23 protein-coding genes and 1 pseudogene are annotated in these 22,213 nt (G+C 63.0%); 13 read left to right on the plus strand and 11 right to left on the minus strand.

Going from position 1 to position 22,213, the window contains the following annotated elements; all coding sequences use genetic code 11:
- Positions 1-9 precede the first annotated feature (9 nt).
- The 8 genes and pseudogenes from FKV68_RS24590 (at position 10) to FKV68_RS24625 (ending at position 5,707) form a co-directional block, all read left to right on the plus strand.
- Positions 10-1,515 (plus strand): sugar ABC transporter ATP-binding protein, encoded by a 1,506-nt coding sequence (locus tag FKV68_RS24590; protein ID WP_180943140.1) that lies wholly within the window; start codon positions 10-12, stop codon positions 1,513-1,515.
- A complete protein-coding gene (locus FKV68_RS24595; protein WP_180943141.1) occupies positions 1,515-2,504 on the plus strand; it encodes an ABC transporter permease in 990 nt (329 codons plus the stop codon). The genes FKV68_RS24590 and FKV68_RS24595 overlap by 1 nt, the downstream gene beginning before the upstream one ends.
- Positions 2,501-3,457 carry an ABC transporter permease gene (locus tag FKV68_RS24600; protein WP_180943142.1) on the plus strand — a complete coding sequence of 319 codons (957 nt, stop codon included), beginning with the start codon at positions 2,501-2,503 and terminating at the stop codon, positions 3,455-3,457. Before FKV68_RS24595 ends, FKV68_RS24600 begins: the two co-directional genes overlap by 4 nt.
- Positions 3,454-3,564, plus strand: a pseudogene (locus FKV68_RS24605) (LacI family DNA-binding transcriptional regulator); the annotation flags it as partial. The gene FKV68_RS24600 and the pseudogene FKV68_RS24605, both read left to right, overlap by 4 nt.
- 89 nt (positions 3,565-3,653) lie before the next feature.
- Complete coding sequence (locus FKV68_RS33880) at positions 3,654-3,842, plus strand: hypothetical protein (RefSeq protein WP_180943143.1); 189 nt, start codon at positions 3,654-3,656, stop codon at positions 3,840-3,842.
- 84 nt (positions 3,843-3,926) lie between these two features.
- Positions 3,927-4,391, plus strand: coding sequence for a hypothetical protein (locus FKV68_RS33885; protein ID WP_180943144.1), 465 nt, complete (start codon positions 3,927-3,929; stop codon positions 4,389-4,391).
- Positions 4,392-4,431: 40 nt separating this feature from the next.
- The gene (locus FKV68_RS24620) at positions 4,432-5,199 is read left to right on the plus strand and encodes a 3-hydroxyacyl-CoA dehydrogenase (RefSeq protein ID WP_180943145.1); all 768 of its coding nucleotides are present in this window, start codon (positions 4,432-4,434) and stop codon (positions 5,197-5,199) included.
- Positions 5,200-5,416: 217 nt separating this feature from the next.
- The gene (locus FKV68_RS24625; RefSeq protein WP_180943146.1) at positions 5,417-5,707 is read left to right on the plus strand and encodes a DUF2934 domain-containing protein; all 291 of its coding nucleotides are present in this window, start codon (positions 5,417-5,419) and stop codon (positions 5,705-5,707) included.
- Positions 5,708-5,936: 229 nt separating this feature from the next.
- Here FKV68_RS24625 and FKV68_RS24630 read toward each other — a convergent pair whose 3' ends face one another.
- The 3 genes from FKV68_RS24630 to FKV68_RS24640 are packed head-to-tail and all read right to left on the minus strand — an operon-like array spanning position 5,937 to position 8,495.
- Entirely contained in the window at positions 5,937-6,617 is a 681-nt protein-coding gene (locus FKV68_RS24630; RefSeq protein ID WP_180943147.1) for a 5-formyltetrahydrofolate cyclo-ligase, read from the minus strand.
- Between the two features lie 28 nt (positions 6,618-6,645).
- A complete protein-coding gene (metB, locus tag FKV68_RS24635; protein ID WP_180943148.1) occupies positions 6,646-7,812 on the minus strand; it encodes a cystathionine gamma-synthase in 1,167 nt (388 codons plus the stop codon).
- Between the two features lie 53 nt (positions 7,813-7,865).
- Positions 7,866-8,495, minus strand: a complete 630-nt coding sequence (locus tag FKV68_RS24640; protein ID WP_180943149.1) for a peroxiredoxin — start codon at positions 8,493-8,495, stop codon at positions 7,866-7,868.
- 156 nt (positions 8,496-8,651) lie between these two features.
- On the opposite strand from FKV68_RS24640, the gene FKV68_RS24645 reads away from it, so the two are divergent.
- A complete protein-coding gene (locus FKV68_RS24645; RefSeq protein WP_180943150.1) occupies positions 8,652-9,503 on the plus strand; it encodes a LysR family transcriptional regulator in 852 nt (283 codons plus the stop codon).
- 56 nt (positions 9,504-9,559) lie between these two features.
- Here the strand turns inward: FKV68_RS24645 and FKV68_RS24650 are convergent, their stop codons facing one another.
- Positions 9,560-9,862 carry a hypothetical protein gene (locus tag FKV68_RS24650; protein WP_180943151.1) on the minus strand — a complete coding sequence of 101 codons (303 nt, stop codon included), beginning with the start codon at positions 9,860-9,862 and terminating at the stop codon, positions 9,560-9,562.
- Between the two features lie 406 nt (positions 9,863-10,268).
- On the opposite strand from FKV68_RS24650, the gene FKV68_RS24655 reads away from it, so the two are divergent.
- Together FKV68_RS24655 and FKV68_RS24660 are read left to right on the plus strand one after the other, a co-directional pair.
- A complete protein-coding gene (locus FKV68_RS24655; RefSeq protein WP_180943152.1) occupies positions 10,269-12,107 on the plus strand; it encodes an assimilatory sulfite reductase (NADPH) flavoprotein subunit in 1,839 nt (612 codons plus the stop codon).
- Positions 12,108-12,113: 6 nt separating this feature from the next.
- Complete coding sequence (locus FKV68_RS24660) at positions 12,114-13,838, plus strand: NADPH-dependent assimilatory sulfite reductase hemoprotein subunit (RefSeq protein ID WP_180943153.1); 1,725 nt, start codon at positions 12,114-12,116, stop codon at positions 13,836-13,838.
- A 191-nt stretch (positions 13,839-14,029) separates the two neighbouring features.
- Here the strand turns inward: FKV68_RS24660 and FKV68_RS24665 are convergent, their stop codons facing one another.
- Complete coding sequence (locus FKV68_RS24665) at positions 14,030-15,175, minus strand: CBS domain-containing protein (protein ID WP_180943154.1); 1,146 nt, start codon at positions 15,173-15,175, stop codon at positions 14,030-14,032.
- Positions 15,176-15,608: 433 nt separating this feature from the next.
- Here FKV68_RS24665 and FKV68_RS24670 point away from each other — a divergent pair, with 433 nt between their 5' ends.
- A complete protein-coding gene (locus tag FKV68_RS24670; protein WP_180943155.1) occupies positions 15,609-15,902 on the plus strand; it encodes a hypothetical protein in 294 nt (97 codons plus the stop codon).
- Positions 15,903-15,934: 32 nt separating this feature from the next.
- On the opposite strand, the gene FKV68_RS24675 is transcribed toward FKV68_RS24670, so the two are convergent.
- Genes FKV68_RS24675 through FKV68_RS24695 form a run of 5 tightly spaced genes read right to left on the minus strand, consistent with a single transcriptional unit; the run spans position 15,935 to position 20,401 of the window.
- Positions 15,935-16,936: an Ldh family oxidoreductase gene (locus tag FKV68_RS24675; protein ID WP_180943156.1), complete on the minus strand. Its 1,002-nt coding sequence runs from the start codon at positions 16,934-16,936 to the stop codon at positions 15,935-15,937.
- Positions 16,933-17,865, minus strand: coding sequence for a hydroxyacid dehydrogenase (locus FKV68_RS24680; RefSeq protein WP_180943157.1), 933 nt, complete (start codon positions 17,863-17,865; stop codon positions 16,933-16,935). The genes FKV68_RS24675 and FKV68_RS24680 overlap by 4 nt, the downstream gene beginning before the upstream one ends.
- Positions 17,866-17,868: 3 nt before the next feature.
- Entirely contained in the window at positions 17,869-18,891 is a 1,023-nt protein-coding gene (locus tag FKV68_RS24685) for a YeiH family protein (RefSeq protein WP_180943158.1), read from the minus strand.
- Between the two features lie 32 nt (positions 18,892-18,923).
- On the minus strand, positions 18,924-20,105 hold the full coding sequence (locus FKV68_RS24690) for a UxaA family hydrolase (RefSeq protein ID WP_180943159.1): 1,182 nt from the start codon (positions 20,103-20,105) through the stop codon (positions 18,924-18,926).
- 8 nt (positions 20,106-20,113) lie between these two features.
- Positions 20,114-20,401: a UxaA family hydrolase gene (locus FKV68_RS24695; protein ID WP_180943160.1), complete on the minus strand. Its 288-nt coding sequence runs from the start codon at positions 20,399-20,401 to the stop codon at positions 20,114-20,116.
- Between the two features lie 108 nt (positions 20,402-20,509).
- Between FKV68_RS24695 and FKV68_RS24700 the strand changes: the two genes are divergently transcribed.
- On the plus strand, positions 20,510-21,241 hold the full coding sequence (locus FKV68_RS24700; protein WP_180943161.1) for a GntR family transcriptional regulator: 732 nt from the start codon (positions 20,510-20,512) through the stop codon (positions 21,239-21,241).
- Between the two features lie 68 nt (positions 21,242-21,309).
- Here the strand turns inward: FKV68_RS24700 and FKV68_RS24705 are convergent, their stop codons facing one another.
- Positions 21,310-22,212, minus strand: a complete 903-nt coding sequence (locus FKV68_RS24705) for an SMP-30/gluconolactonase/LRE family protein (protein WP_180943162.1) — start codon at positions 22,210-22,212, stop codon at positions 21,310-21,312.
- Between the last annotated feature and the right edge of the window lies 1 nt (position 22,213).

Below are 22,213 nucleotides of genomic sequence, written 5' to 3' on the forward strand. Positions count from 1 at the left end.
CGAAGTTCCATGACGAAGTTGAGACTGAGCGGCGTAAGCAAGGCTTACGGCGCCACATTGGCGCTGCGTCGCGGCGATCTGGAAGTCATGGCCGGCGAAGTTCATGTGCTCATGGGCTCGAACGGATCGGGCAAGAGCACGCTTTGCAAGATCATCGCCGGCAGTGTCAGGCCGGATGCCGGGAAAATTCTGATCGACAACAGGCCGGCCACGATCACCGGACCGCACTCGGCGCAAGCGGAGGGGATCGGTATTTTCTATCAGGAGCTCAGTCTGGCGGCACACCGCTCGGTCGAGGAAAACATCTGTCTTGCCGCGTTGCCGATCAAGGCCCACCTGTTCGTCGACCGGGCTCTGCTCAAGCAGCGTGCAGCGCGCTATATCAGACTCTTCGAGGAGGTAGCCGGCGAAGGATTTTCCGCCGGCGCTCTCGTCGGCAACCTGCGTCCCGACCAGCGACAGCTCGTGGAGATCATGAAGGCGCTCGCGAGCGAGGCGCCGATCATGATCTTCGACGAACCGACCTCGGCACTCGACCGGGCGCAGGTCGATCGCTTCTTCGAGATCCTGCGCGATCTGAAGCGGCAGGATCGGGGCGTCATCTTCATTTCCCACCGCATGGACGAGATCAAGGCGATCGGTGACCGGGTGACGATCATTCGCGACGGCGAGACGATCACGACGCTCAATCTCGCCGAGACGGATGCTGCCTCGGTTATCCGGCTGATGGTCGGCGGCTCCGGCGACATGCCGGCTTCGCAGTCGTCGGCCCCCGCCGTGGTCAACGGCAAGGACGGCGCGGCGATGACCGTCCGCAATCTCTCCGGTCGCGGCTTCCGCAATGTCAGTTTCGAAGTCGCCAAGGGCGAAATTCTCGGCTTCGGCGGGCTTCACGGTCAGGGCCAGTCGGCGCTGCTCCGGGCGATCTTCGGTGCCGGCTCGATTAGCTCGGGCGAAGTGCTGATCGGCGACGGCCGCTTTGACGTCTCGAGCCCGCGCGACGCCATTCGGCGCGGCTGCGCCTATGTTTCCGGCGATCGCGGCCGCGATGGCGTCATCAGCGGCAGGCCGATCATCGAGAACGTCACGCCGATCCATTATCTGCGCGATCGCCTGCTGATCGCGCGGCCCTCCAAGCTGCGCGACAAGGTGGTGCCGGCACTTCAGAGCATGCACACCAAGTTTGAGAGCCTGTTCCGCCCGATCAATTCGCTTTCCGGCGGCAACCAGCAGAAGGTGATCATCGCCCGCTGGCTGATCGACCGGCCCCATGTGCTGCTGCTCGACGACCCGACGAAGGGCATCGACCTTTCGGCGAAGGCCGACCTCTTCGCGCTGATCCGCCAGCTGGCCGCCGAGGGCCTCGGCATCCTGCTCTATTCATCCGAGGACGCCGAATTGCTCGGGAACGCCAACCGCATCCTCGTCTTCAACGGCGGATCGGTCAGCCGCGAACTGACGGGTGCCGACCGCACACGCTACAATCTTTGTCAAGCCGCTTATGAGGCTGCGTGATGGCAGAGATCACGATCACTCCGAGGGCGCGCACGGGCGGCATCCGCAAGCTTCTGGAGCGTTATCCCTTTCTGCCGGCGCTCTTGATCGTCGTGGGCCTCCTGTTGCTCAACGGCGTCTTTTCGCAGAACAGCCTCAGCTACCGGTCGCTGACGGGGCTGCTCAGTACCTACATGGCGCTGATCCTGCTCGCGATCGCCCAGACCTATGTCGTCTATGCCGGTGATATCGATCTTTCCGCGGGCTCGATCCTGTCGCTCGTCAATGTCGCGATCGTCGTCTTGATGGAGCGATGGGGTGGCGGCGCCGGCGCCGTGTTGCTCGCCCTTGCGCTCGGCCTTCTGCTGGGGCTCGCCTGCGGGCTGCTGAACGGCATCGTCGTCGCCGCATTGCGGCTGCAGGCGATCGTCGCGACCTTCGCGACGAGCATATTTTTTACCGGCTTCGCCCTCTACATCCTTCCCGTCGCCGGCACGCCGGCGCCGGCGCTGTTCTGGCGGACCTATGGCGGCCGGCTGCTCGGCGTGCCCTTCGTGTTCTACATCCTGGCGGTGCTCGCCGCCGTGCTCCTGGTGCTGAGCCGCACGCGCCTCGTCACGCAGTTGCTTGCGGTCGGCGACGACCAGCAGGCGGCCTACCAGACCGGGCTGCCGGTCGTGCCCATACGGATCAGGGGCTACCTTCTCTGCGGGTTGTTCTCCGCACTCGCCGCCTTCTGCATCACCGGCGATACGGCGAGCGGCGACCCCTTGGTCGGCGGCAAGATGACGCTCTACAGCGTCGCCGCCGTGGTGCTCGGCGGCAGCGCGCTTTCCGGCGGCTGGGGAACGGTGGTCGGCTCGGCTCTTGGCGCACTGACGATCGGTCTCATCAACTCGGTCGTCTTCTTCATGGGCACGCCCTCGGAATGGCAGAATTTCGTTCAAGGCTTCGCTATTCTCGTCGTGCTGATGGCCGGCGTGCTGGCAGGCAGGAGGGCGCGCGCGTGAGCCGGATCCTCACTGTCATTCGCCAGCCGCTCGTTGTCGCGCTCGTGCTGATCGCGGCTCTCCTATACCTCGGCCAAACGCTGTCGCCGGGCTTCGCCTCCGGCGGACAGGTCCTGAGGCTCTTGATCGTCGCCTCGCTCCTCGGCATCGTCGCGGCGGGCCAGAACGTCGTCATTCTCGGTGGGCGCGAGGGGATCGACCTTTCGGTCGGCGGCGTCGTTTCGCTTTCGGCGATCATCGCCGGCAACGTCATGAACGGGGCAGACAGCGGCATTGTCCCGGCAATCCTCGCCTGCCTCGCCGCCGGCGCCTTCTTCGGCCTGCTCAACGGATTGGGCGTGACGCTCCTGCGCATCCCACCGCTCGTCATGACACTCGGCATGCTCGGCGTCCTCCAGGGGCTGCTCGTCGTCATCCGCATGGGCATCCCTTCCGGCCGCGCCGCGCCGGGCCTTTCAAGCTTCGTCACGCAGCCGCTCGTCGGCGGCATTCCCGGCATCATCTGGCTGTGGATCGCCATCGGCCTCATCATGGCCTTCATGCTCCACCGCACGGTTTTCGGCCATCGCATCTATGCCATCGGCTCGAACGAGCATGCGGCCTACATGGCCGGCGTCCCCGTTCGGGTCATGCGCATCGCGCTCTTCATCATTTCCGGCATGTTCGCCGCGGTCGCCGGCCTCTGTTTGCTCGGCTATTCCGGCTCGTCCTTCGCCAATGTCGGCGAGCAGTACACGCTTCCGTCGATCATCGCCGTCGTCTTCGGCGGCACGTCGCTTGCCGGCGGCAGGGGCGGCTATACCGGCACCATGGCCGGCGCGATCCTGCTCGTCATCCTTCAGAGCATCCTAACCACGGTGAATATCGACGAATCCGGGCGGCAGATGGTGTTCGGGGCGACGCTGCTCCTGCTCATGATGTTCTATGGTAGGGGCCGGGCGATGCGCGCATGAGAGAGCGGCCGAAGATCAAGGATATCGCCGAGCGGGCGGGCGTGTCGGTTGCGACGGTGTCGCGTGCGCTGAGCGATTCGGCGCTGGTAACCGCCGAGACAAACAGGGCGGCGGGGTGCTCTCCGACATGATGTGCCCACAGCGTCGAGGTGGCGCGTCATCTGCTGACGGCGCCGGGTGCCCCGCGCAACTGAAGGTGACGGCGGTCAACGGCACGGTTGCAAACCTCAAATGGACCGGGCCGGCCTATGCCGATGAGCTCAGCGGGCGCTTCGGAAAGGCGGTCGACTACCGCAGGCGTCCCGCGGAGGATTTTGCCCGAGCGGCCGTCACGCTCGAGGACGAGGACGGCAACGAGCTGATGATCGAGGCGACCACCTCCTAGGCCTATGTCAGCGCCGGCTTACGCATACAGCTTCAACTTCTAGGCCCGGAATATGCGCTGGAATACAATTCGCTCGAAACCGGCTTGCAGATCTTCCTGTCGCGCGAGGTCAAGGGGTCCGAGGGCGAGGATCTCGTCGAAAAGCAGAATGCCGAGCAGGGGCTGATGCCGGCGCCGGAGGACGAGGCCGGCGTCTATGGCTACACGGATGAAAACCGGCCCATGGTCGAGTGTTTCCGCAAGGGCGTGAAGCCGCTCGAAGCCTTCGAGGACGGCCTCGCCGTGGTCGAGATCCTGATGGGTCTCTATCGGTCGGCCGAGATCGGCGCGACGCTCATGTTTCCGGCGCCGGAACTGGAAGACTACGTTCGGTCGTCGCGCGCACGGGCGCGTGACCGATCCAGCGCCCTTTTGGTGTCGCCTCCGACGGCACGTCTGGTTATAGTCCGCACAACGCCGCGTCTAATTGGACGGGCGAATGCAAGGCAGGCAGTCGGAATCGCCGTGCAGGACATGCGTGATCCGAGAGGCGGACGGGAGGAAATATGATGCAGAGGAACACGGCCAACCGGGTTGGGGGAGCGCGGCCATGCTGATCCGGGACAAGGTCTTTCTGGTGACCGGCGCCGGGTCGGGGCTCGGAGCCGCCGTCGCACGCGCCCTTGTGGCCGATGGCGCCTCTGTCGTTATCGCCGATGTCAATGCCGACACGGGTTCGGCGATGGCCGCCGAGCTCGGCGCGAAATCGCGCTTCGTGCCGACCGACGTGACGAGCGAGGCGGAGGGCGAGGCGGCGGTTGCGGTCGCGCTTGAGAGCTTCGGCCATCTCCATGGGCTGGTGAACTGCGCCGGCATTGCGCCCGGCGAAAAAGTGCTTGGGCGCGACGGGCCGCATCGCCTCGAGAGCTTCACGCGGGCGATCGGCATCAATCTTGTCGGCACCTTTAACATGATCCGCCTTGCCGCGGCGGCAATCGCGAAGGAAGAGCCGGATGACGGCGGCACCCGCGGCGTCATCATCAACACGGCCTCGGTTGCCGCATTCGACGGGCAGATCGGCCAGGCGGCCTATTCGGCCTCGAAGGGCGGCGTCGTGGCGATGACGCTGCCGATTGCGCGCGAGCTCGCGCGCTTCGGCATCCGCGTCGTCTCGATCGCACCGGGCATCTTCGAAACGCCGATGATGGCCGGCATGCCGCAGGAGGTGCAGGATTCGCTCGGCAAGAGCGTGCCCTTCCCGCCGCGCCTCGGCCGCCCGGCAGAATATGCCGCGCTTGTCCGGCATATCTGCGAGAATGACATGCTGAACGGCGAGGTCATCCGCCTCGACGGCGCGTTGCGGATGGGGGCGCGATAGGCGGACCCACGCGAGGGCCAAACGGTGTGGTTCGCCGGCGCTGCGTGCGCCGCACGGGTCCCGCGTTCGTCTCGCTGCAACAAATGACCACGCGCAGAGCGCGTTGCGATTGCGAGCGTGCAGCATTCTGCCTAAACTCTGCTTTCGATGCGGCATCATCGGACTTACCGCCGCCCACCGGTCATTTTTCCACCTCAACTGATAAGGAGCGTTTGCCATGAAGACGGACGGCGAAGAACTGATCAGGAAGCGAGCCTATGAACTGTGGGAGAGAGCGGGGCGGCCGGAGGGTGACGGCCTTAAGCACTGGTTAGAGGCCGCGGAAGAGATTCAGGCAAGGATCGATCGGCGCGGCGAGCCGGAGAAAGCTACGCTTTCCGGTGATCCTATTGTATCTGCAGACCCTTCTGAAGGCAAAAAACCGAGGAAATCCGCAGCAAGGAAGCTGCAAGACGATGCGAAGCCGAAAAAGAACCCTGCTTCCAAAGCTCGCAGCAAGAAAGACTAGCGGACCGAGAGCCGCTGGATCACGATGATCTTAGGTCGAGTCGACCTAAGATCATGAACGTCATCGATTTCAGCGAATTGAGGCGTGGGATGCGGGCGGAAAACGGGGGCTCGCGCCTGCGTCAACGACGGTCCAACGACTGCTGCATCGCTTTCGGCAGCAGGTGCCTGGAGCGTTGAGCGGTGCGGCTGTTTCTGCGGAAACGAAGGGCCGCAACGGTCGTCGGAATTCAATACACCCCTCGATAACGATCCGCGCCCGATTCGGTCACCACGACGTCCATTCGGATGTCATGCCCCTGCGGGTAAATGGTCGTTATTCTTGACTGCGCGAAACCGACGCCCAGCACGCGGCGCTTCGCCGCCATTCTGGCCAAGGTCCGGTCGTAATACCCTCCGCCATAACCCAGCCGATAGCACGATGGATCAAAGCCCACGACAGGGGCAATAACTACATCGGGAGTGCAGGAAACATGTTCGGCCGGAACGGGTATGTTCCAGATGCCGCGGACGAGTTTGTCGCCCGGTCGCCAGGGATGAAACTCCAGGGGTTGTCCCTTTTCGACCACTACCGGAAGCGCACATTGGCCGCCGTCATCGGTTATTTGTCGCATCAGCGGTCGGAGATCGGGCTCACCGCGAAACGGCCAGTAGACGCTGACGACGAGGCCGCGCACGTCCCCGATTTCGGCAAGCACGCGGCTCATGATTTGCGCTTCGCACGCTGCCCGAACGTCGGGAGACATCGCCAAACGTTGCGCGATGAGGCGGGCCCGTTCACTTGTCCGCCACCGCTTCACATCGATACACATCCCCGGATCGGACGGAAGGCCCGCATAGGCCGGGTCGATTTCGTGCATGAAGCAAGGCGGCGAGGCAAAACTCGGCGGGATATCGTCGTCGATGTCCATTCCCGTTACCTCCTTGATCGGCCTTCGCTCAACAGGCGTTCAATCCGGTTTCGAGCCCTTCCAGAAGATCGTCGATGTGTTCCAGCCCGACCGAAAGTCTCAGAAGGTCGTCGCGAATGCCCGCCCGCGCCCTTGCTTCAGCACCCATATCGACATGGGTCATGGTGGCCGGATGCGCCACAAGACTTTCGATCCCTCCGAGCGACTCGGCCAACGTGATGCAGTTGACGTGGGCGAGGAACTGCCGAACGGCCGAGACGCCGCCTTCTAGTTCAAAACTCATCATGGCGCCGAAGCCGCGCTGCTGCCGCTTTGCGACTTCGTGGTCAGCATGACCCGGAAGTCCAGGGTAGTGGACGCGGCGGACGGCAGGGTGCGCGTCGAGATACCCGGCGATGTTCATGGCGTTGCGTTCTTGCATGGACATTCGCGCAAACAAGGTTCTGAGCCCGCGTAACGTCAGCCAGGCATCAAAAGGTGCCGCAATTGCTCCGGTGACATTGGACCAGCGCTTGAGATCATGAGCTTCGCGTGGATCGGCAGCGATCACCGCCCCGGCGATAACATCCGAATGTCCGTTCAGGAATTTGGTCGCCGAGTGAATGACATAATCGGCTCCGAGAGAGAGCGGCTGCTGGAGGGCGGGAGAGAGAAACGTGTTGTCGACAGCGACGGCAGCGCCGGCCGCCTTGGCGAGATCGGACAGGCGGGCAATGTCAACGACGCGCATCAAAGGATTGCTGGGGCTCTCGATCAGGACGAGCGCCGGAACATCCGACAGTGCGGCCTGAAATCCCCCCAGATCCGTCTGATCGGTCAGGCGGAGCGTGAGGTGCCCCAGGTCTGCACGCGCCTTCAACAGGCGCAGCGTGCCGCCATAGCAATCGTGCGGCGCCAGCACGAGATCGTTTCGCCTCAGACGGCCCAGCAAGAGATCGAGCGCGGCCATGCCGCTCGGCGTGACAACCGCGCCGGCGCCTCCCTCAAGCTTCGCAAGCGCTTCCGCCAGCAGATCACGTGTAGGATTTCCACAACGGCCATAGTCATAGGCGCGCGGCGCGTCGAAGCCGGCAAACTCGTAGGTGCTGGACAGGTATATGGGTGGCACCACGGAGCCGAATGCCGCGTCGGTCGCAACCCCGTAGGCTGCGGCCGTTGTCTCCGCTTTAGCAGATCTGGATTTTCGCTCGAGCATCAGCGGTAGCGCCTTTCATTCAGATGGCATCAAAGTTGAGTGGCTGGTCAGGGCTAATCGAGGGACGTCAGTCTCAGATACGGCTTCAACTTCCGGAAACCCTGAGGAAACAGGCGAGCCGCCTCCTCATCGGAAAGCTTGGGAGAGATCACGACCTCGTCACCCGAGTTCCAGTTTACCGGCGTCGAAACGCCACGGCTTGCCGTCAATTGCAGGCTGTCGATCGCGCGGAGGATTTCCTGGAAGTTTCGGCCGGTGCTCGGAGGATAGGTCAGTATGAGCCGAATCTTTCGTGCGGGGTCGATGACGAACACGGCTCTTACAGTGAGATTAGGGTCGCTTTCCGGATGTATCATGCCGTAGAGGCCCGCCACATTTGCTTCGGGATCCGCGATCATCGGGAAATCCGGCGAATGGCCTTGCGTTTCGGCGATATCCTCTTCCCATTTGCGGTGAGATTCGACCGGATCGACCGAAAGCCCGATGACCTTCACATTCCGCTTGTCCCACTCCGGACGCAGCCGCGCGACCTCACCCAGCTCCGTGGTGCAGACCGGCGTGAAGTTGCGGGGATGACTGAACAATACGCCCCAACTTTCTCCCAGCCATTCGTGGAAGCGAATGTTGCCGTGGGTGCTTTCCTGTTCGAAATCCGGTGCGGTTTGGCCGATCTGAAGAGACATGGGAATTCCTCGCGTTGCTCGACAGCAAAATGGCAACGTCGGTTTCCGCTGACAAACGAATTGAATTGCGGTTTAACCGCAAATATTCTGCGCTTATTCCGATGGGCTGCTGGTAGCAAGCCGTCAAAGGGCTGACGCTGTTTAAGTGGGGCGGAGATGGATATCAGCATTGCGCGTACGTTCCTCGAAGTGGTCAAGACAGGCAGCTTCGTGAATGCTGCCACCAATCTGAACATTTCCCAGACTGCGGTCAGCGCGCGCATTCGCGTGCTCGAAGAACAACTCGATCGCCCCATGTTCATTCGGAACAAGGCCGGTGCCAGGCTGACACCCGCCGGGGAGCAGTTTTTCCGTTTTGCGACGAGCCTCGTACAAGTCTGGGAGGCGGCGCGGACCTCGGTGGCGCTGCCGCCGGGGCGCGAGGCGATGGTGACGATCGGTGCGGAGCTCAGCCTCTGGAATCCCCTGTTGAAGCATTGGCTTTTGTGGATGCGCCGCGAAGCCGCCAGTGTGGCCATCCGAACGACGATCGACAGATCGGAACGCCTCATGGAGCTCGTGCAGGACGGTTCGCTTGACGCGGCAGTCCTATACGGGGCGCCGAGCCGTCCAGGCACGCTGGCGGAGCTGCTGTTTGAGGAAAAGCTCGTCCTCGTTCGCACGACGCCCTTGTCCCAGCCGCTCGGCCCGGAAGATCTCGTTGGCATCGATTGGGGAGAGGATTTTTCGGGGGGCTATCGCGCGGCCTTTCCCGGCCGTCCGAATCCGGTGGTGTCGATCAGCTATGGTCCGCTTGCTCTCGATTACATCCTGGCAGTTGGCGGGTCGGGATATTTTCGGCGGGGCTTTATTCAGCCTTATCTCGAAGAGGGCCGCCTTGAGATCGTTCCCAACAGTCCGGAATTTGCCTACCCCGCCTATCTTGTTTCGTCGGCAAAGGCAGATCAGTCGATGTTGGATCGCATCCGGGCAGGACTGAGGGCTGCCGCGTCTGTTGCCGGCCACTGAGGCAGATCGCTACGTTTTCCACTCGGCAGTACTGAGAGCGAAATTCGTCCTGGCATTCATGACTGGGAGTCGTCGAGCTCCGTCCCGCTGCCTTCGCGCGCACGCAGCAAGACAGCGATCACGAGTTCGCGACCCTGCCTGCTTATGCCGATTCCGTGTGGTCGTTCCACCGCCAGTCCCAGCGCGATCAACCGCTCGCCGACCGACTGGGAGATGACGTGGTCGGGGCCGCGGTTTATCCGCTTCAGCGCGGTTTTTTCCTCGCTCGAGAGATCGTCCCAGCCTATCGGGGTGCCAAGCGGCGCGGGCGCTCCCTCGCTCCCCATTGGCACACGGTCAACTTTCGATCTCCGCCTCATGCTCCATCGCCGCCGTGTCCGGCGCCTCCGTCGTGCTTTTAGCGTAAAGTTGCGGCCGGTTGCCCGCAAGCTGAGTTTCCGCGGCGTCTTACAGCACGGACATGACGGCGGGAAGTGTGGCGTTTTGCGCGCTACCGTCGCATGGAGGAAAGGAGCTTGCGCGCGCGGCGGCACTTTTTTGGCGCAAAGTTCGATTTGCCCAAATCGTGATTTCGGGAACAAATTTGTTGGACGCGATTGTCCGCTAGAAACATCATCTAAAATCTCGTTTCCAGCAGTTTCATTGTGTTTATCCCACAATATCCTTCGTTTGTCAGGTCTGGAACCGCGTGGCAAACATCCGCGCAGCAACCGACCATCAGGTTCTTCGCATCTGGGAATGGCTTCTTAAGCTGGAGGCGTGCACATGACCGCATTGGAGTTTCCCGGCCCGGGGCTGACAGCCGACCAATGGAGCCAGATCTCGGCGCTGGCGACGTCACTCCGACCTGGCCAGGCCCTTTGGATCAGCGGATATTTCGCCGGGCTCGATCATGGCGCGCGCGCCCTTCACGGCGCGACCCCTCTGGCGCCGCATCTCGCCAAAGCGGAGCCAGCTGATGTTCTCGCCAGCAAAACCCGTTCCCTCACCATCCTCTTCGGCAGCGAAACCGGCAACAGCGCGGCTCTCGCGAAGAGGCTCGCCGACGCGGCTCGCGGGAAAGGGGCTGAGCCGAGCCTGGTCGACATGGCGGACTACAAGCCGCGCAAGCTGAAGGATGAACAGGATCTCCTGATCATCACGTCCACGCATGGGGAGGGGGAGCCGCCCCTTTCGGCGGTCGGGTTCTTCGAATTCCTGGAGAGCCGCAAGGCGCCACAGCTCGAGAACCTGCGCTACGCCGTCCTGGCGCTGGGCGACACCACCTATGAATTCTTCTGCGGCGCAGGCAAGCGGCTCGATGCGCGGTTCGCCGAACTGGGCGCCAAGCGGCTCCGCGAGCGGGTCGATTGCGATGTCGACTACGAGGATCTCGCCACCGACTGGATCGAAAAATCCGTCGCCGCACTCACGCCTTCCTTGGGGCCTCCCGGCGAAGCAGCGATCTTGCCATCGGCCGCGCCGGCCGCGACTCCGATCGCGGCAACTCATGACAAGAGCAATCCCTTTTCCGCCCTCGTCATCGACAATCTGGTGCTGACCGGACGCGGATCGAGCAAGGAGACGCGCCATATCGAACTGTCGCTTGACGGATCTGGCCTTGCCTTCGAGCCTGGCGACGCCCTTGGCGTCGCGCCCCGAAATGACCCGGCCGTCGTAGAGGCTCTGCTCTCGGCACTTCACCTCTCGGGGGAGGAGCCTCTCCGCATCAAGGAGCATGAGACCACGCTCGGCGAGGCGCTCGCCGGAACGCTTGAAGCCACGGCCGCCACGCCGCGCTTCCTCGACCACTGGGCCGAGATCACCGGCTCGAAGGCACTCCAGGCATTACGAGGGGAAGAAAACACCGATGCGCGCGCCACCTTTTTGCGGGCGAACCACGTCGTCGACATCGTACGGCAATTTCCGGCCACGGGCATTGATGCGCAGAGCTTCGCCGCCGGTTTAAGACCGCTGCAGCCGCGGCTCTATTCCATCGCATCCTCCGCATCGGCAATTCCCGACGAGGTTCATCTGACGGTCGCCACCGTTTGCTATCAGCTCAATGGCGAAGAACGCTACGGCGTCGCCTCCGGTCATTTCTCGCAGCGCGCCGAGCCCGACACGGCCGTTCCGGTCTACGTTCAACCCAATCCGCGTTTTCGGCTCGCCGGCGATGACGCACCCATCATCATGATCGGAGCGGGTACCGGCGTTGCGCCATACCGGGCCTTCCTGCAGGAGAGGGAGGCGCGAGGCGCCGGGGGACGGGCGTGGCTGTTCTTCGGCGAGCGCAATTTCGATAGCGATTTCCTCTATCAGACGGAGTGGCAGGGTTTTCTGAAGGACGGCGTCCTGACGCGCATGAGCGTTGCCTTTTCGCGCGACGGCGACACGAAGACCTATGTGCAGCACCGGTTGATGGAACAAGCGCGCGACGTCTACGCCTGGTTGGAAGAAGGCGCCCACGTCTATGTCTGCGGCGACGGCGCGAAGCTTGCTCCCGACGTTCACGCGACATTGCTCGCTGTCGTCCAACAACAGGGCGGGCTCAGCCACTCGGCGTCGAAGGAATATATCGGCGCCATGCAGGCGGCCCGTCGTTACCAGATCGATGTCTATTGAGGTTCGATGATGCCACTGGATCGCCGCCATGATCTTTCGCAGCCGCTGGACCGGCTCGGCCCCGACGAAACGCTTAAAGACCGCAGCGACCAGCTGCGCGGCACGATCGCTGCCGGCCTGGAGGAGGAGCTGACGGCGGCCGTACCCGGCGACGATGTGAAGCTGATGAAGTTCCACGGGCTTTACCAGCAGGATGACCGCGACATCCGGGATGAGCGCCGCCGCCAGAAGCTGGAACCGGCCTACCGCTTCATGGCGCGCGTCCGCCTGCCGGGCGGGGTGCTGTCGCCCGGGCAATGGCTGAAGCTCGACGAGCTCGCCCGCGCCCATGCGGGTGAAACACTGAGGCTGACGACGCGGCAGACCTTTCAGTTTCATCGCGTCCACAAGCGCAATCTCCGCGCCGTTATCCAGGGCCTGCGCGACGTGGTGCTCGACACCAAGGCTGCGTGTGGCGACGATTCGCGCGGGGTGATGGCCTCGATAAACCCTGAGCTCTCGGCGCTGCATGCGGAAGTGTACGCGCTCGCCAAACAGGCCAGCGATCACGCGATCCCGAAGACGGGCGCCTATCGCGAGATCTGGTACGGCGAGGAACGGACGGGGCCGTCCGCCGGACCGGAGGAGCCGTTTTACGGCCGCACTTACATGCCGCGCAAGTTCAAGATCGGCTTCGTCATTCCGCCGATCAACGACATCGATGTCTATGCCCAGGATCTGGGTTTCATCGCCATCGCGACGAAAGGTCGGCTCGAGGGCTTCAACGTCGCGATCGGCGGCGGGATGGGCCGGACGGACCAGGCTCCCGACACCTACCCCAGGCTCGCCAGTGTCATAGGCTTCATACCCAAGGACAAGGTCCTGGAGGCCTGCGACGCGGTGATGTCGGTCCAGCGGGATTATGGCGACAGGGTCGACCGCAGCCATGCCCGCTTCAAGTACACGATCGACAACAAGGGGCTCGACTGGACAAAGGCCGCGATCGAGGACCGGCTCTCCTTTCCCCTGGAGCCGGCACGGCCCTATCGCTTCGTCTCGAACGGCGACAAGATCGGTTGGGCGCGCGGCGAGAACGGTCGCGAGCATTTCACCTTGCGCGTGGAGAACGGCCGGGTCAGCAACTTCGAGCATGTCGCTTTGCTCGACGGCTTGCGCGCCATCGCAAGGGCGCACAGCGGGATGTTCCGGGTGACCCCCAACCAGAACCTCATCATCGCCGATATCGAGCCGCAGGACCGGCCGATGATCGAAAGCCTGCTGAAGGAGTACCGGCTAACCGGCCTCAACGAGGGAAGCGGACTTCGTCGCAATGCGATGGCCTGCGTGGCGCTGCCAACCTGCGGTCTGGCGATGGCCGAGAGCGAACGCTATTTGCCGACGCTCGTCGGAAAAATCGAGGCGATCCTTGCCGTGCACGGACTTTCGGGAGAGCCTATCACGATCCGGATGACCGGTTGTCCCAATGGATGTGCGCGCCCCTACATAGCCGAGATCGGACTGACCGGCCGCGCGCCCGGAAAATATAATCTCTATCTCGGTGGCGGGTTCCATGGCCAGCGCCTGAACAAGATGGTGCTCGAAAATGCCGGCGAGCAGGCTATTCTCGGTTTACTCGGCAAGGTCATCGCCGATTTCGCGCGCGACCGCTTTCCGGACGAGCGGTTCGGCGATTTCGCGATCCGCGCGCGCTACGCCGCCGAGGTGAAGGAAGGACGGCACTTCAACGACTAGAACGGGATGAGGAAGAATGCGCGCGTTTTTCCGCCCGCATTCCGCCCTGACTCACGTTTATGGTTTAGGTCGATTCGACCTAAATCATCGTGATCTGAGAACCTGTACATCTTCGCCCGCCCTTGTCGGGCAGGCGGTTCCGTCCACGTATCCTGGGCGTGCCGATATGTAGACGGTGTCCCCGGCCTCGATCAGATGCCCTGCCCGTTGCCATGCATGATTTCGGACGGACCATTTTGCGACAGGCTCTTGGCCAATGTCGCGAGCAGGTCGGTTTGGGAAATGATGCCCACGACCTTGGCGTCGTCGTCAAGGAGGACAACGGCGTGTGTTTTGCCATCCGTCAGGCGGGGGAGCAGGCCAATCGCGGGGTCGGATGGCTTGGCGGTGGCTGCGACGGTTATCGGCAGTTTGCCGTCGAGTTCCTTGTCAGCCAGCTCTCGCAGGCCGACTGTGCCCTGCAGCTTCTCATTCTCGTCAAGCACTGGAAGCGTGCGAACGTCGTGCTTCAACAACAGGTATCGTGCATGGTCGGGCGTTGTGTCGCTTGGCACGGTCACCACGTCGCGGGACATGATGTCGGCGCAAGTCAATTCTCCCCTCTGTCTGATAAGGGCCTGCAGTTCGACTTCCCTCAGCAGGGCGTCGATATCCTCGCGGCTGACATCGAGTGTTTCATTCAGGCGTGCGATTGCCTCATCTATATCCTCGGAATTGAAGCCGACACGAAGCGCAGGCGGGGGATCCGCAGTCTTGTGCGTATTCACCGGCGCAGCTGCCGGTCGATGGGGATATTGGCGGCGAGCCAAGCGATGAAACACCACGCCCAACGCGACGAGGATCAACGAGTTGATAGCCACCGGTATGAACGGGAACCAAAAGCCTGCGCGCGCGACCGCGGCTCCACCGATTACCGCCGTCAGCGCGGAGGCGCCCCCTGGCGGATGAAGCGATCGCGTGAGCGACATGGCAAGGATCGCCAGAGAGACGGCGAGGCCGATCGCAAGCATCTGGTCCTTCACCAGATAGGCCACGGTGACGCCGATTAGGGCGGAAATGGTGTTTCCGCCAACAATCGACCAAGGTTGCGCGAGCGGACTGGCCGGAACGGCAAAGAGCAAAACCGCAGAGGCGCCGATGGGTGCGACGATCAACGGCAGTTGGGGATCGTCGCCGAAAATAAATCCGCAGACCAGGCCGGTGAGGCAGATCCCGATCAACGCCCCGAGGCAGCCGATCAAGCGCTCTTTTAGCGTTGCACCCGCCAGGATCGGCGAGAACAGCTTAAACTTGGGCAAATAGCCTGATTTTTGGGGAGGCGGAGGTGGGACAATCATTCCGGGGCGTCAGATGCAGTTGCTTATTTTTCGAGGCTTATGTGCCTATAAAACGGGCGAGGCAATAGCGCGGACGGAATTCTTGTGGGTCCGATCGCTTTTTCGGAAATTTGGCCGGTTACGGCAGGGTGCGATGACGTGGATCGGGCAGAAGCCCGATGATTCCGGGTCTATTCCGCGTCCATCCAAGCTGTGAAAAATCTTGTGGTGATCTCAACCGCGACGGCCTTTTTCCGGGTTCGCTCGGCTACGCCATCCATTTCGGCTAGAGCATCCCGCTTTCAAGTGGCATCACTGACGGCGGATAAGATGCTCTAGAATCAAAGTCCTAGAGCGTCCTTTGTGCGTTCATTTGAACGCACGGCGCTCTAGGGGTAGAAGTTGGCACGCAAATTGCTGCGCATCAAACGACTACAATCGGGATGGGTGCAGCTTGGGCTTCGTCGACTTCTCCTCCGCCTTGATTTGGCTTGCTCTGGGACTGAGCGGCCCCGCGTTTCTCACGGCTTTTGGCGATAGGCCCGATAACTGGAAAACCGCTGCCGAAACGACTGTCGGAACCACGGTTTTTGTCGGCGCGTTGGGCCTGTATATCTCTGCCGGAGCCATTCTTGCTGCCACGATTGCTTGTCTCGCCGCACTCGCAGTCGCCGCCAGGTTTCGAGGAAAGAGGCAGCAGTTGCCGATGTTAGCCGCCTCGATCCTCTGCCTGGGCTTCTATGTGTAGAGGGTTCTTCCTCACCATATGCGGTGGCGCAGTTACCGGCCGATTGCTTCTATCTCCACGATCAAGGACTGCTCGACAGGAATTCCTTCCTTGAGGAGGGATTGCCTGAGCGCCTGGCGACGACGGCCGGGAAGCCGCGCGCCTGGTGCATCCGAGACCATGTCGGCCATGGCCGCGAAGCGTTCGAGGGTGCCGCTGCCGAACGCCGTGGGATCGATGCAGACAATCAACTGGCCGACCCCGGGAGGCGCACCCTTGTCGTCGAAGAACGACGTTGCTTCGTAGGCGTAGTTGGCGCCGGTCAGACCAGCGGCAAGCAACTCGACCATCAACGCCAGCGCCGTGCCCTTGGCATCTCCGACCGGCGCCATGGTGCCCGCAAGTGCCGCTTTCGGGTCGGTGGTTGGCCGGCCATCCGCGTCGAAAGCCCAGCCTGGTGGAATAGCCTCGTCCTTCTGGTTGGCGGCCATGATCTTGCCGCGCGCCACCTTCGACAGCGAGATGTCGACGACGAGCGGATCCGCCCCGGCGATCGGTGCGGCGAAAGCGACAGGATTGGTGCCGAACAACGGGCGGTTGGAGCCCCAGGGCGCCATCGCGCCCGGCGCGTTGGCGAACATCAGGGCGACGAGCCCGTTCCTGGCGTAACGCTCGACGACTACGCCGGCGACGCCGCAATGGTGCGACCTGCGGAAACCGGCGAGCGCGACGCCTTGCGAGCGGGCGCACTCGCTGAGCGGTTCAACCGCGAGATCGAGCGCCGGGAAGGCAAAGCCGTTGGCGGCGTCCACGGCAAGGAGGGCAGGACGAGGCTTTTCAACGACCGGCGTCGCGAAGCCGTCGACCTTTCCGGCCTTGGCCTGTGCGGCATAGGCAGCGACACGGCGCAGGCCGTGACCGCCCTGGCCCGCCAGTTCTGCCTCGACCAGTGCGTCGGCGACCGACGCCGCGCTCTTCTCCGAAGTGCGCGAGCGTACAAGCGCACCCACAATGAGCGTATGGACCTCGCGAACATCAAGCGTAACGGAGCTCATCGTGTTCTCTCCAGTTCGGCCAGCACCTTCTCGGCGATGACGCTGCTGACACGGACGTTCGATTCGTCGGTAACGCCAGCGATATGCGGCGTCAGGAGGAGATTGGGAATTCCGACGAACTTTGCACCGGCTTCGGCCGTGAGGGGCTCGACCTCGAATACGTCGAGGGCGGCCCCGCCGAGCTTGCCGGCCCTGAGGGCGTCGGCAAGTGCCTGCTCGTCTACGACTCCCCCGCGTGCCGCGTTGATGAGGACGGCGCCGGTCTTCATTCCGGCGATCTGCGCCGCGCCGATCATCTTCGCCGTGGCGGGCGTCAGGGGAACATGGAGGCTCACCACGTCGGCGACTTCCAACAGTCCGTCCAGCGACATGTTGCGCGCCGACTGCCATGCGGGATTGTCCGCTGGCAGATGCGGATCATGGGCGACGATCTGCATGCCCATCGCCTGCGCCCGCCAGGCGACCTCGCGGGCAATTGCGCCGAAGCCGACAAGCCCCATGGTGCGGCCGGCGAGTTCGCGGCCGATAAGTGCCTGGCGCGGCCAGGAGCCGGAGGCAACGGCTGCGGTCGAGAGCCATGCGCCACGCAGGAGCATGAGGGCGCCCGTCATTACGTATTCGGCCACCGACAGATCGTTGGCTCCGGTCGCCGGATGGACGACGATGTTGCGGCGTCGGCACTCGTCGAGGTCGATATTGTCCAGCCCGACGCCCAGCCTGCCGACGCAGCGCAGATGCGGCCCGTGGTCGAGCAGGCTTGCGTTCACGCGGGTGCGGTTGCGCACGATGAGTGCGACGGCGTCGGCAAGTTCGACCTGCAGACGGTCGGGGTTATCAACCAGCGACGGATCGTAAGTCACGGAATATCGCTGCCTGAGGTTATCAAGCGCCGCTTCGTCCATGAATTCGGATATGACGATTTCTGCCAAGGTCTAGTTCCTCATGATGAGTTCAAAGCTGATGACAAGGGTCATCAGGAGAATGGTCGCACCGATCGGAACCGCCAAGGCGGCCCAGCCCATCCTCAGTGTACCGGAAATGGAGGTGCGGATGCCGATCGCGGCTACGGCCGTGGCGAGACACCAGTTTGAGAGCGCGATCGAGACGTCGCGCAGTGCGGTCGGCACGAAGCCGGACGAATTGACCACTACCAGCACGGCAAAGGCGACCGCGAAAGGGGGCAGAAGCCACGGCAGCCGTCCTTCCGTACTCGCGCGCGATCGCATCGTGAGCGCTATGCCGAGGACTGTCGGCAGAAGAAGGGCCACGCGAAAGAGCTTCACGATCGTCGCGGTGTCGCCGGCCTCCTCGGATACCGCGTAGCCGGCGCCGACGACCTGGGCGACGTCGTGGATCGTCGCGCCGAGGAATATCCCGGTCTGGCGATCATCGAGACCGAGGAAGTGTGCAATGACCGGGTAGGCGAGCATCGCGACGGTCGAGAGCGTCGTGACCGTCACGATGACGAAGGCCGTTTCCCGGTCCTTGTTCGGTGAGGCGGGCAGTGTCGACGAGATGGCCAGTGCGGCGGAAGCGCCGCAAATGCCTGTCGCGCCGCCTGCGAGTAAACCCAAGGTGGACGGCAGCCCGAAAAGCCTCGCAAGTGCGAGGCCGCTCGCGATCGAGACTGCCGTGCCACTGGCCACGAGCAGCAAGGTATCGGAGCCGAGGCTCGCAACCTGCATGACCGAGATCTTCAGTCCGAGAAGAGCGATACCGACCTGCAGCAGAGGCCGCGAGGCGAAGGCGAGCCCCGCGCGCAACTGCTCATCGCCGGAAGCCCCATTGAGCGCGATGCCGATCAGCAATGCAAAAGGCATGACCGGCGCGCCGACGGCCTGGGCCACGAAGGTGGCCGCCGCCGCGACGGTCAGCGCGAGAAACAACCCCGGCGCGGGCGTGGACAGCGCCTTCAGCCATCCACGCCCCGCCATCGGCCGAGTTTCGACGTTCATGATAAAAGGCCTCGGTCGATTGGCTTCGGTTATCAGGCGCTCCGGTAGAGTTTGGTCATCACAAATTCCCGGTGGCCGAGCGCCTCGGCAGCGGTGTGCCTGCCGTTGGCGGTGCGCAGGATGTTCTCGATCAGCGCGTCGCCCGCCTGATCGATCGTCATCTCGCGGCGCAGGATGCCGGACACGTCGACGTCGACGTGCTCGCCCATGGTGCGCACCGTGCGCGGGTTAGCGGTGATCTTGATGACCGGCACGATCGGGTTGCCGATGACGTTCCCCTGTCCGGTCGGGAAGGTGTGGATCACGTAGCCGCCCGCAGCCATAAGCGTGACGCATTCCGCAGCAGCGGAAGACGAATCCATGAAATAGAGGCCTTTGCCGGACCTTGGCGCCTCTGCCGGTTCGAGAATGTCGATATAGCGGGAGGTGCGGCCGATCTTCTCCAGATTGCCGAGCGCCTTTTCCTCGATCGTGCTGAGGCCGCCCTCGATATTGCCTTTGGTCGGCTGGCTTTCGGAGAGGTCGCTGTCCTTGTGGGCCTCGATCACGTCTTCCTGGTAAGCCTTCCACATCTTGTACCAGCGCTCGCCGACCTCGGCATTGATGGCACGCTCCTTGCAGATGTGTTCGGCGCCGGTGATTTCGGAGGTCTCGCCGAAGCAGCCGTAGATGCCTTCCGGCAACAGCTTGTCATACATGTTGCCGACGGTCGGGCAGGAGCCGAGACCCGTCGTGGTGTCGCTCTCGCCGCACTTGGTCGAGACCCACAGCTCCGAGACCGAGCACTCCTCGCGCTGCAACTCGGTGGCGTAGTGGACGAACTCCTTGGCCTTCCGGCTTGCGTCCATGATGGTCTTGAGGTCGCCATTCTGCTCGATCGAGAAACCGGCGACCGGTTTGCCGGTTTCCGCGATGCCGTCGACGATCCGCTTCGTCCAGCCGGGTTCGATGCCGATGACGATGACTGCCGCCACGTTGGGGTTCGCGCCGGTTCCGATCATGGTGCGGAAATGCAAATCGAGATCGGCGCCGAACTGCAGACGACCGTAGGCATGCGGCAAGGCCAGCGTGCCCTTGATGTTGTTGGCCACGGCCTCGCAGGCGGCGTTGGAGATGTCATCAACCGGCAGGATCACGACATGGTTGCGCACGCCGACGCGGCCGTTGTCGCGGCGATAGCCCTTGAAGGTGAGGTTGGAGTAGTTTGAAGCCATGATCGGACCTACCAGCGCTTGGTCTTGAGATTGTGGACATGAACGTGTCCGCCCTTGGCGACGTCGGCGATGATTCGGCCGATGTCCTCGCCGTACTTGATCGCCGTATCGCCGGCCTTGAGATCGGTCAGTGCCACCTTGTGGCCGATCGGCACGTCTTCGTTGACCTTCAGGTTAAAGCTCGAATTGTCGGCCGTTACGACGCAGGTCATTTCCGTGCCGGCTTTCAGGCCCTCGATGACGACGACACCGACGTTGTCGTGTGTCTCGTGCACCAGCAGTTGCGGTACGCTCACGCTTTCCTCCTTGGTTCAGAATTCTTATATAAGACATAAGATACGAAACTCTGGCGTTGTCAATCAAACTTCGCTATAAGGGTGCAGGAAAATTGGAGGCGAAGATCAATGGACGTGAGCGCGGAAACCAGCTTGGGCTTTCGTCCACTCTATCTGCAGGTACGGGAGGAGATTACCCGGCAGCTTGCGAGCGGGCGCTGGCAACCCGGCACGATGCTGCCAAGCGAGCAGGAGCTTGCGCGTGAACTCGGCGTCAGCCAGGGCACGGTCCGCAAGGCACTCGATGCGATGACCGCCGAACGCATTCTCGTTCGCCGGCAGGGCAGGGGAACGTTCGTCGCCGAATATGAGGAGAGCCGGATTCTTTTCCAGTTCTTCCGGCTCTATCCCGATTCGGGCGAGCGGCTGTTTCCCATATCGAAGGTGCTGAACCTGTCGTCCGCAACGCCGAACCCGCGTGAGCGCGAGGCGCTCGGCCTCGATGACAAGGCCACGGTCTGGCGTATATCTCGCTTGCGCTATCACGGCTCGGAACTGATGCTGCGCGAAACCCTGTCGCTGCCGGGCCAGATTTTTCAGGGCCTGTCGGAGACGGAGGAGATCCCCAACAACGTCTATCGGCTCTATTCGCAACGCTGGGGCATCACCGTCACCCGCATATCAGAGAAGCTGAAGGCCGTTTCGGCCGACGAAGTCGACCGTGCCGCACTGAACTGCGCCGTTGGCGCGCCCCTGCTGGAAATCAGGCGCATCGCCTTCGACCTGCACAAGCGGCCGGTCGAATATCGCGAATCTCGCTGTCAGACCGAAACCATGCACTACGCGTCCGATCTGAGCTGAACTATAGCGCCGCAGGTCTTATAAGACGCGCGGCGCTGTAGCGAATCCCTGCATGTCTTGTGTCCCAATTACGCGCCGGTCCTGAAGGGTGTCGCCGGCAACCCTTCGATGCCGAGGTCGAGCGCGAGCAGCGCCCCCGCGAGAGGCTCCGCAGCGTGGGCTTCGGGCGCCAGTCCCTCGCTGATCGAGGTGACGAAGAGGGTCTTCAGGTCCGATCCGCCGAAAGCGACTTTCGAGGGACGTGCGACGGGCAACGGCACGGCAAGATCGAGCTTGCCTTCCGGCGTAAAGCGCAGCAGTTGCGATCCGCGGACGGCGGCCACCCAATAGCAGCCCGCGGCATCGACGGCGGCACCATCGGGACGTCCGCCATCCTCTGGGAAGATGACGAATGTCTCCTTTCCTTCCGTCCTGCCGGTGTCCGGATCGTAGCGCGCCCGCCAGACCTGGTGCGGCGTCAGGGTCGTGTCGGCCCAGTAGACGGTGCGTCCATCCGGGCTGAATGCGATGCCGTTCGGGACGGTAAGGCCGCGCTCGATCGTGGCGGTGCCGCCGTCGCTCCCCACCAGATGGATGTTGCCGACAGGACTGAGGCCGGTCTGCGGCAGCGGCATGGTTCCCACCCACAGCCGTCCCTGGCGATCGCACGCGGCGTCGTTGGTCCGGTTGCCCGAGCCGGCGGGCTCGAGCTCAGTGAAAACGCTGGCCGTTCCGTTCGCCGGATCGAATTTCAGGACGCTGTCGTGCTGGCCGACGAGCCACGTCCCGTCGTCGGCAGGCTGGACGAAGCCGGTCATTTCCGGAAAATCCCAGCTTTCCGTCTCTCCGCTTTCCGGCCGTGTCAGCAGCACCTTGCAGCCGGCGATATCGACCCACAGCAACGCCCCTTCCTGCTCGTCCCAGATCGCGCTTTCCCCGATCCGCGCGGTATAGGAGCCGAGCCGCTCGATCCTTGGCCTCAGCACGCGCATG

The organism is Sinorhizobium mexicanum, from assembly GCF_013488225.1.
Lineage (GTDB): Bacteria > Pseudomonadota > Alphaproteobacteria > Rhizobiales > Rhizobiaceae > Sinorhizobium > Sinorhizobium mexicanum.

Bases quoted from the DNA above. Each gene is read 5' to 3' on its own strand.
- FKV68_RS24650 (WP_180943151.1), bottom strand. From the start codon at position 9,862: ATGAGGCGGAGATCGAAAGTTGACCGTGTGCCAATGGGGAGCGAGGGA.
- FKV68_RS24595 (WP_180943141.1), top strand. From the start codon at position 1,515: ATGGCAGAGATCACGATCACTCCGAGGGCGCGCACGGGCGGCATCCGC.
- metB (WP_180943148.1), bottom strand. From the start codon at position 7,812: ATGCTCGAGCGAAAATCCAGATCTGCTAAAGCGGAGACAACGGCCGCA.
- FKV68_RS24645 (WP_180943150.1), top strand. From the start codon at position 8,652: ATGGATATCAGCATTGCGCGTACGTTCCTCGAAGTGGTCAAGACAGGC.
- FKV68_RS24620 (WP_180943145.1), top strand. From the start codon at position 4,432: ATGCTGATCCGGGACAAGGTCTTTCTGGTGACCGGCGCCGGGTCGGGG.
- FKV68_RS24665 (WP_180943154.1), bottom strand. From the start codon at position 15,175: ATGATTGTCCCACCTCCGCCTCCCCAAAAATCAGGCTATTTGCCCAAG.
- FKV68_RS24625 (WP_180943146.1), top strand. From the start codon at position 5,417: ATGAAGACGGACGGCGAAGAACTGATCAGGAAGCGAGCCTATGAACTG.
- FKV68_RS24655 (WP_180943152.1), top strand. From the start codon at position 10,269: ATGACCGCATTGGAGTTTCCCGGCCCGGGGCTGACAGCCGACCAATGG.
- FKV68_RS24590 (WP_180943140.1), top strand. From the start codon at position 10: ATGACGAAGTTGAGACTGAGCGGCGTAAGCAAGGCTTACGGCGCCACA.
- FKV68_RS24640 (WP_180943149.1), bottom strand. From the start codon at position 8,495: ATGTCTCTTCAGATCGGCCAAACCGCACCGGATTTCGAACAGGAAAGC.
- FKV68_RS24690 (WP_180943159.1), bottom strand. From the start codon at position 20,105: ATGGCTTCAAACTACTCCAACCTCACCTTCAAGGGCTATCGCCGCGAC.
- FKV68_RS24705 (WP_180943162.1), bottom strand. From the start codon at position 22,212: ATGCGCGTGCTGAGGCCAAGGATCGAGCGGCTCGGCTCCTATACCGCG.
- FKV68_RS24660 (WP_180943153.1), top strand. From the start codon at position 12,114: ATGATGCCACTGGATCGCCGCCATGATCTTTCGCAGCCGCTGGACCGG.
- FKV68_RS24685 (WP_180943158.1), bottom strand. From the start codon at position 18,891: ATGAACGTCGAAACTCGGCCGATGGCGGGGCGTGGATGGCTGAAGGCG.
- FKV68_RS24630 (WP_180943147.1), bottom strand. From the start codon at position 6,617: ATGGACATCGACGACGATATCCCGCCGAGTTTTGCCTCGCCGCCTTGC.
- FKV68_RS24675 (WP_180943156.1), bottom strand. From the start codon at position 16,936: ATGAGCTCCGTTACGCTTGATGTTCGCGAGGTCCATACGCTCATTGTG.
- FKV68_RS24700 (WP_180943161.1), top strand. From the start codon at position 20,510: ATGGACGTGAGCGCGGAAACCAGCTTGGGCTTTCGTCCACTCTATCTG.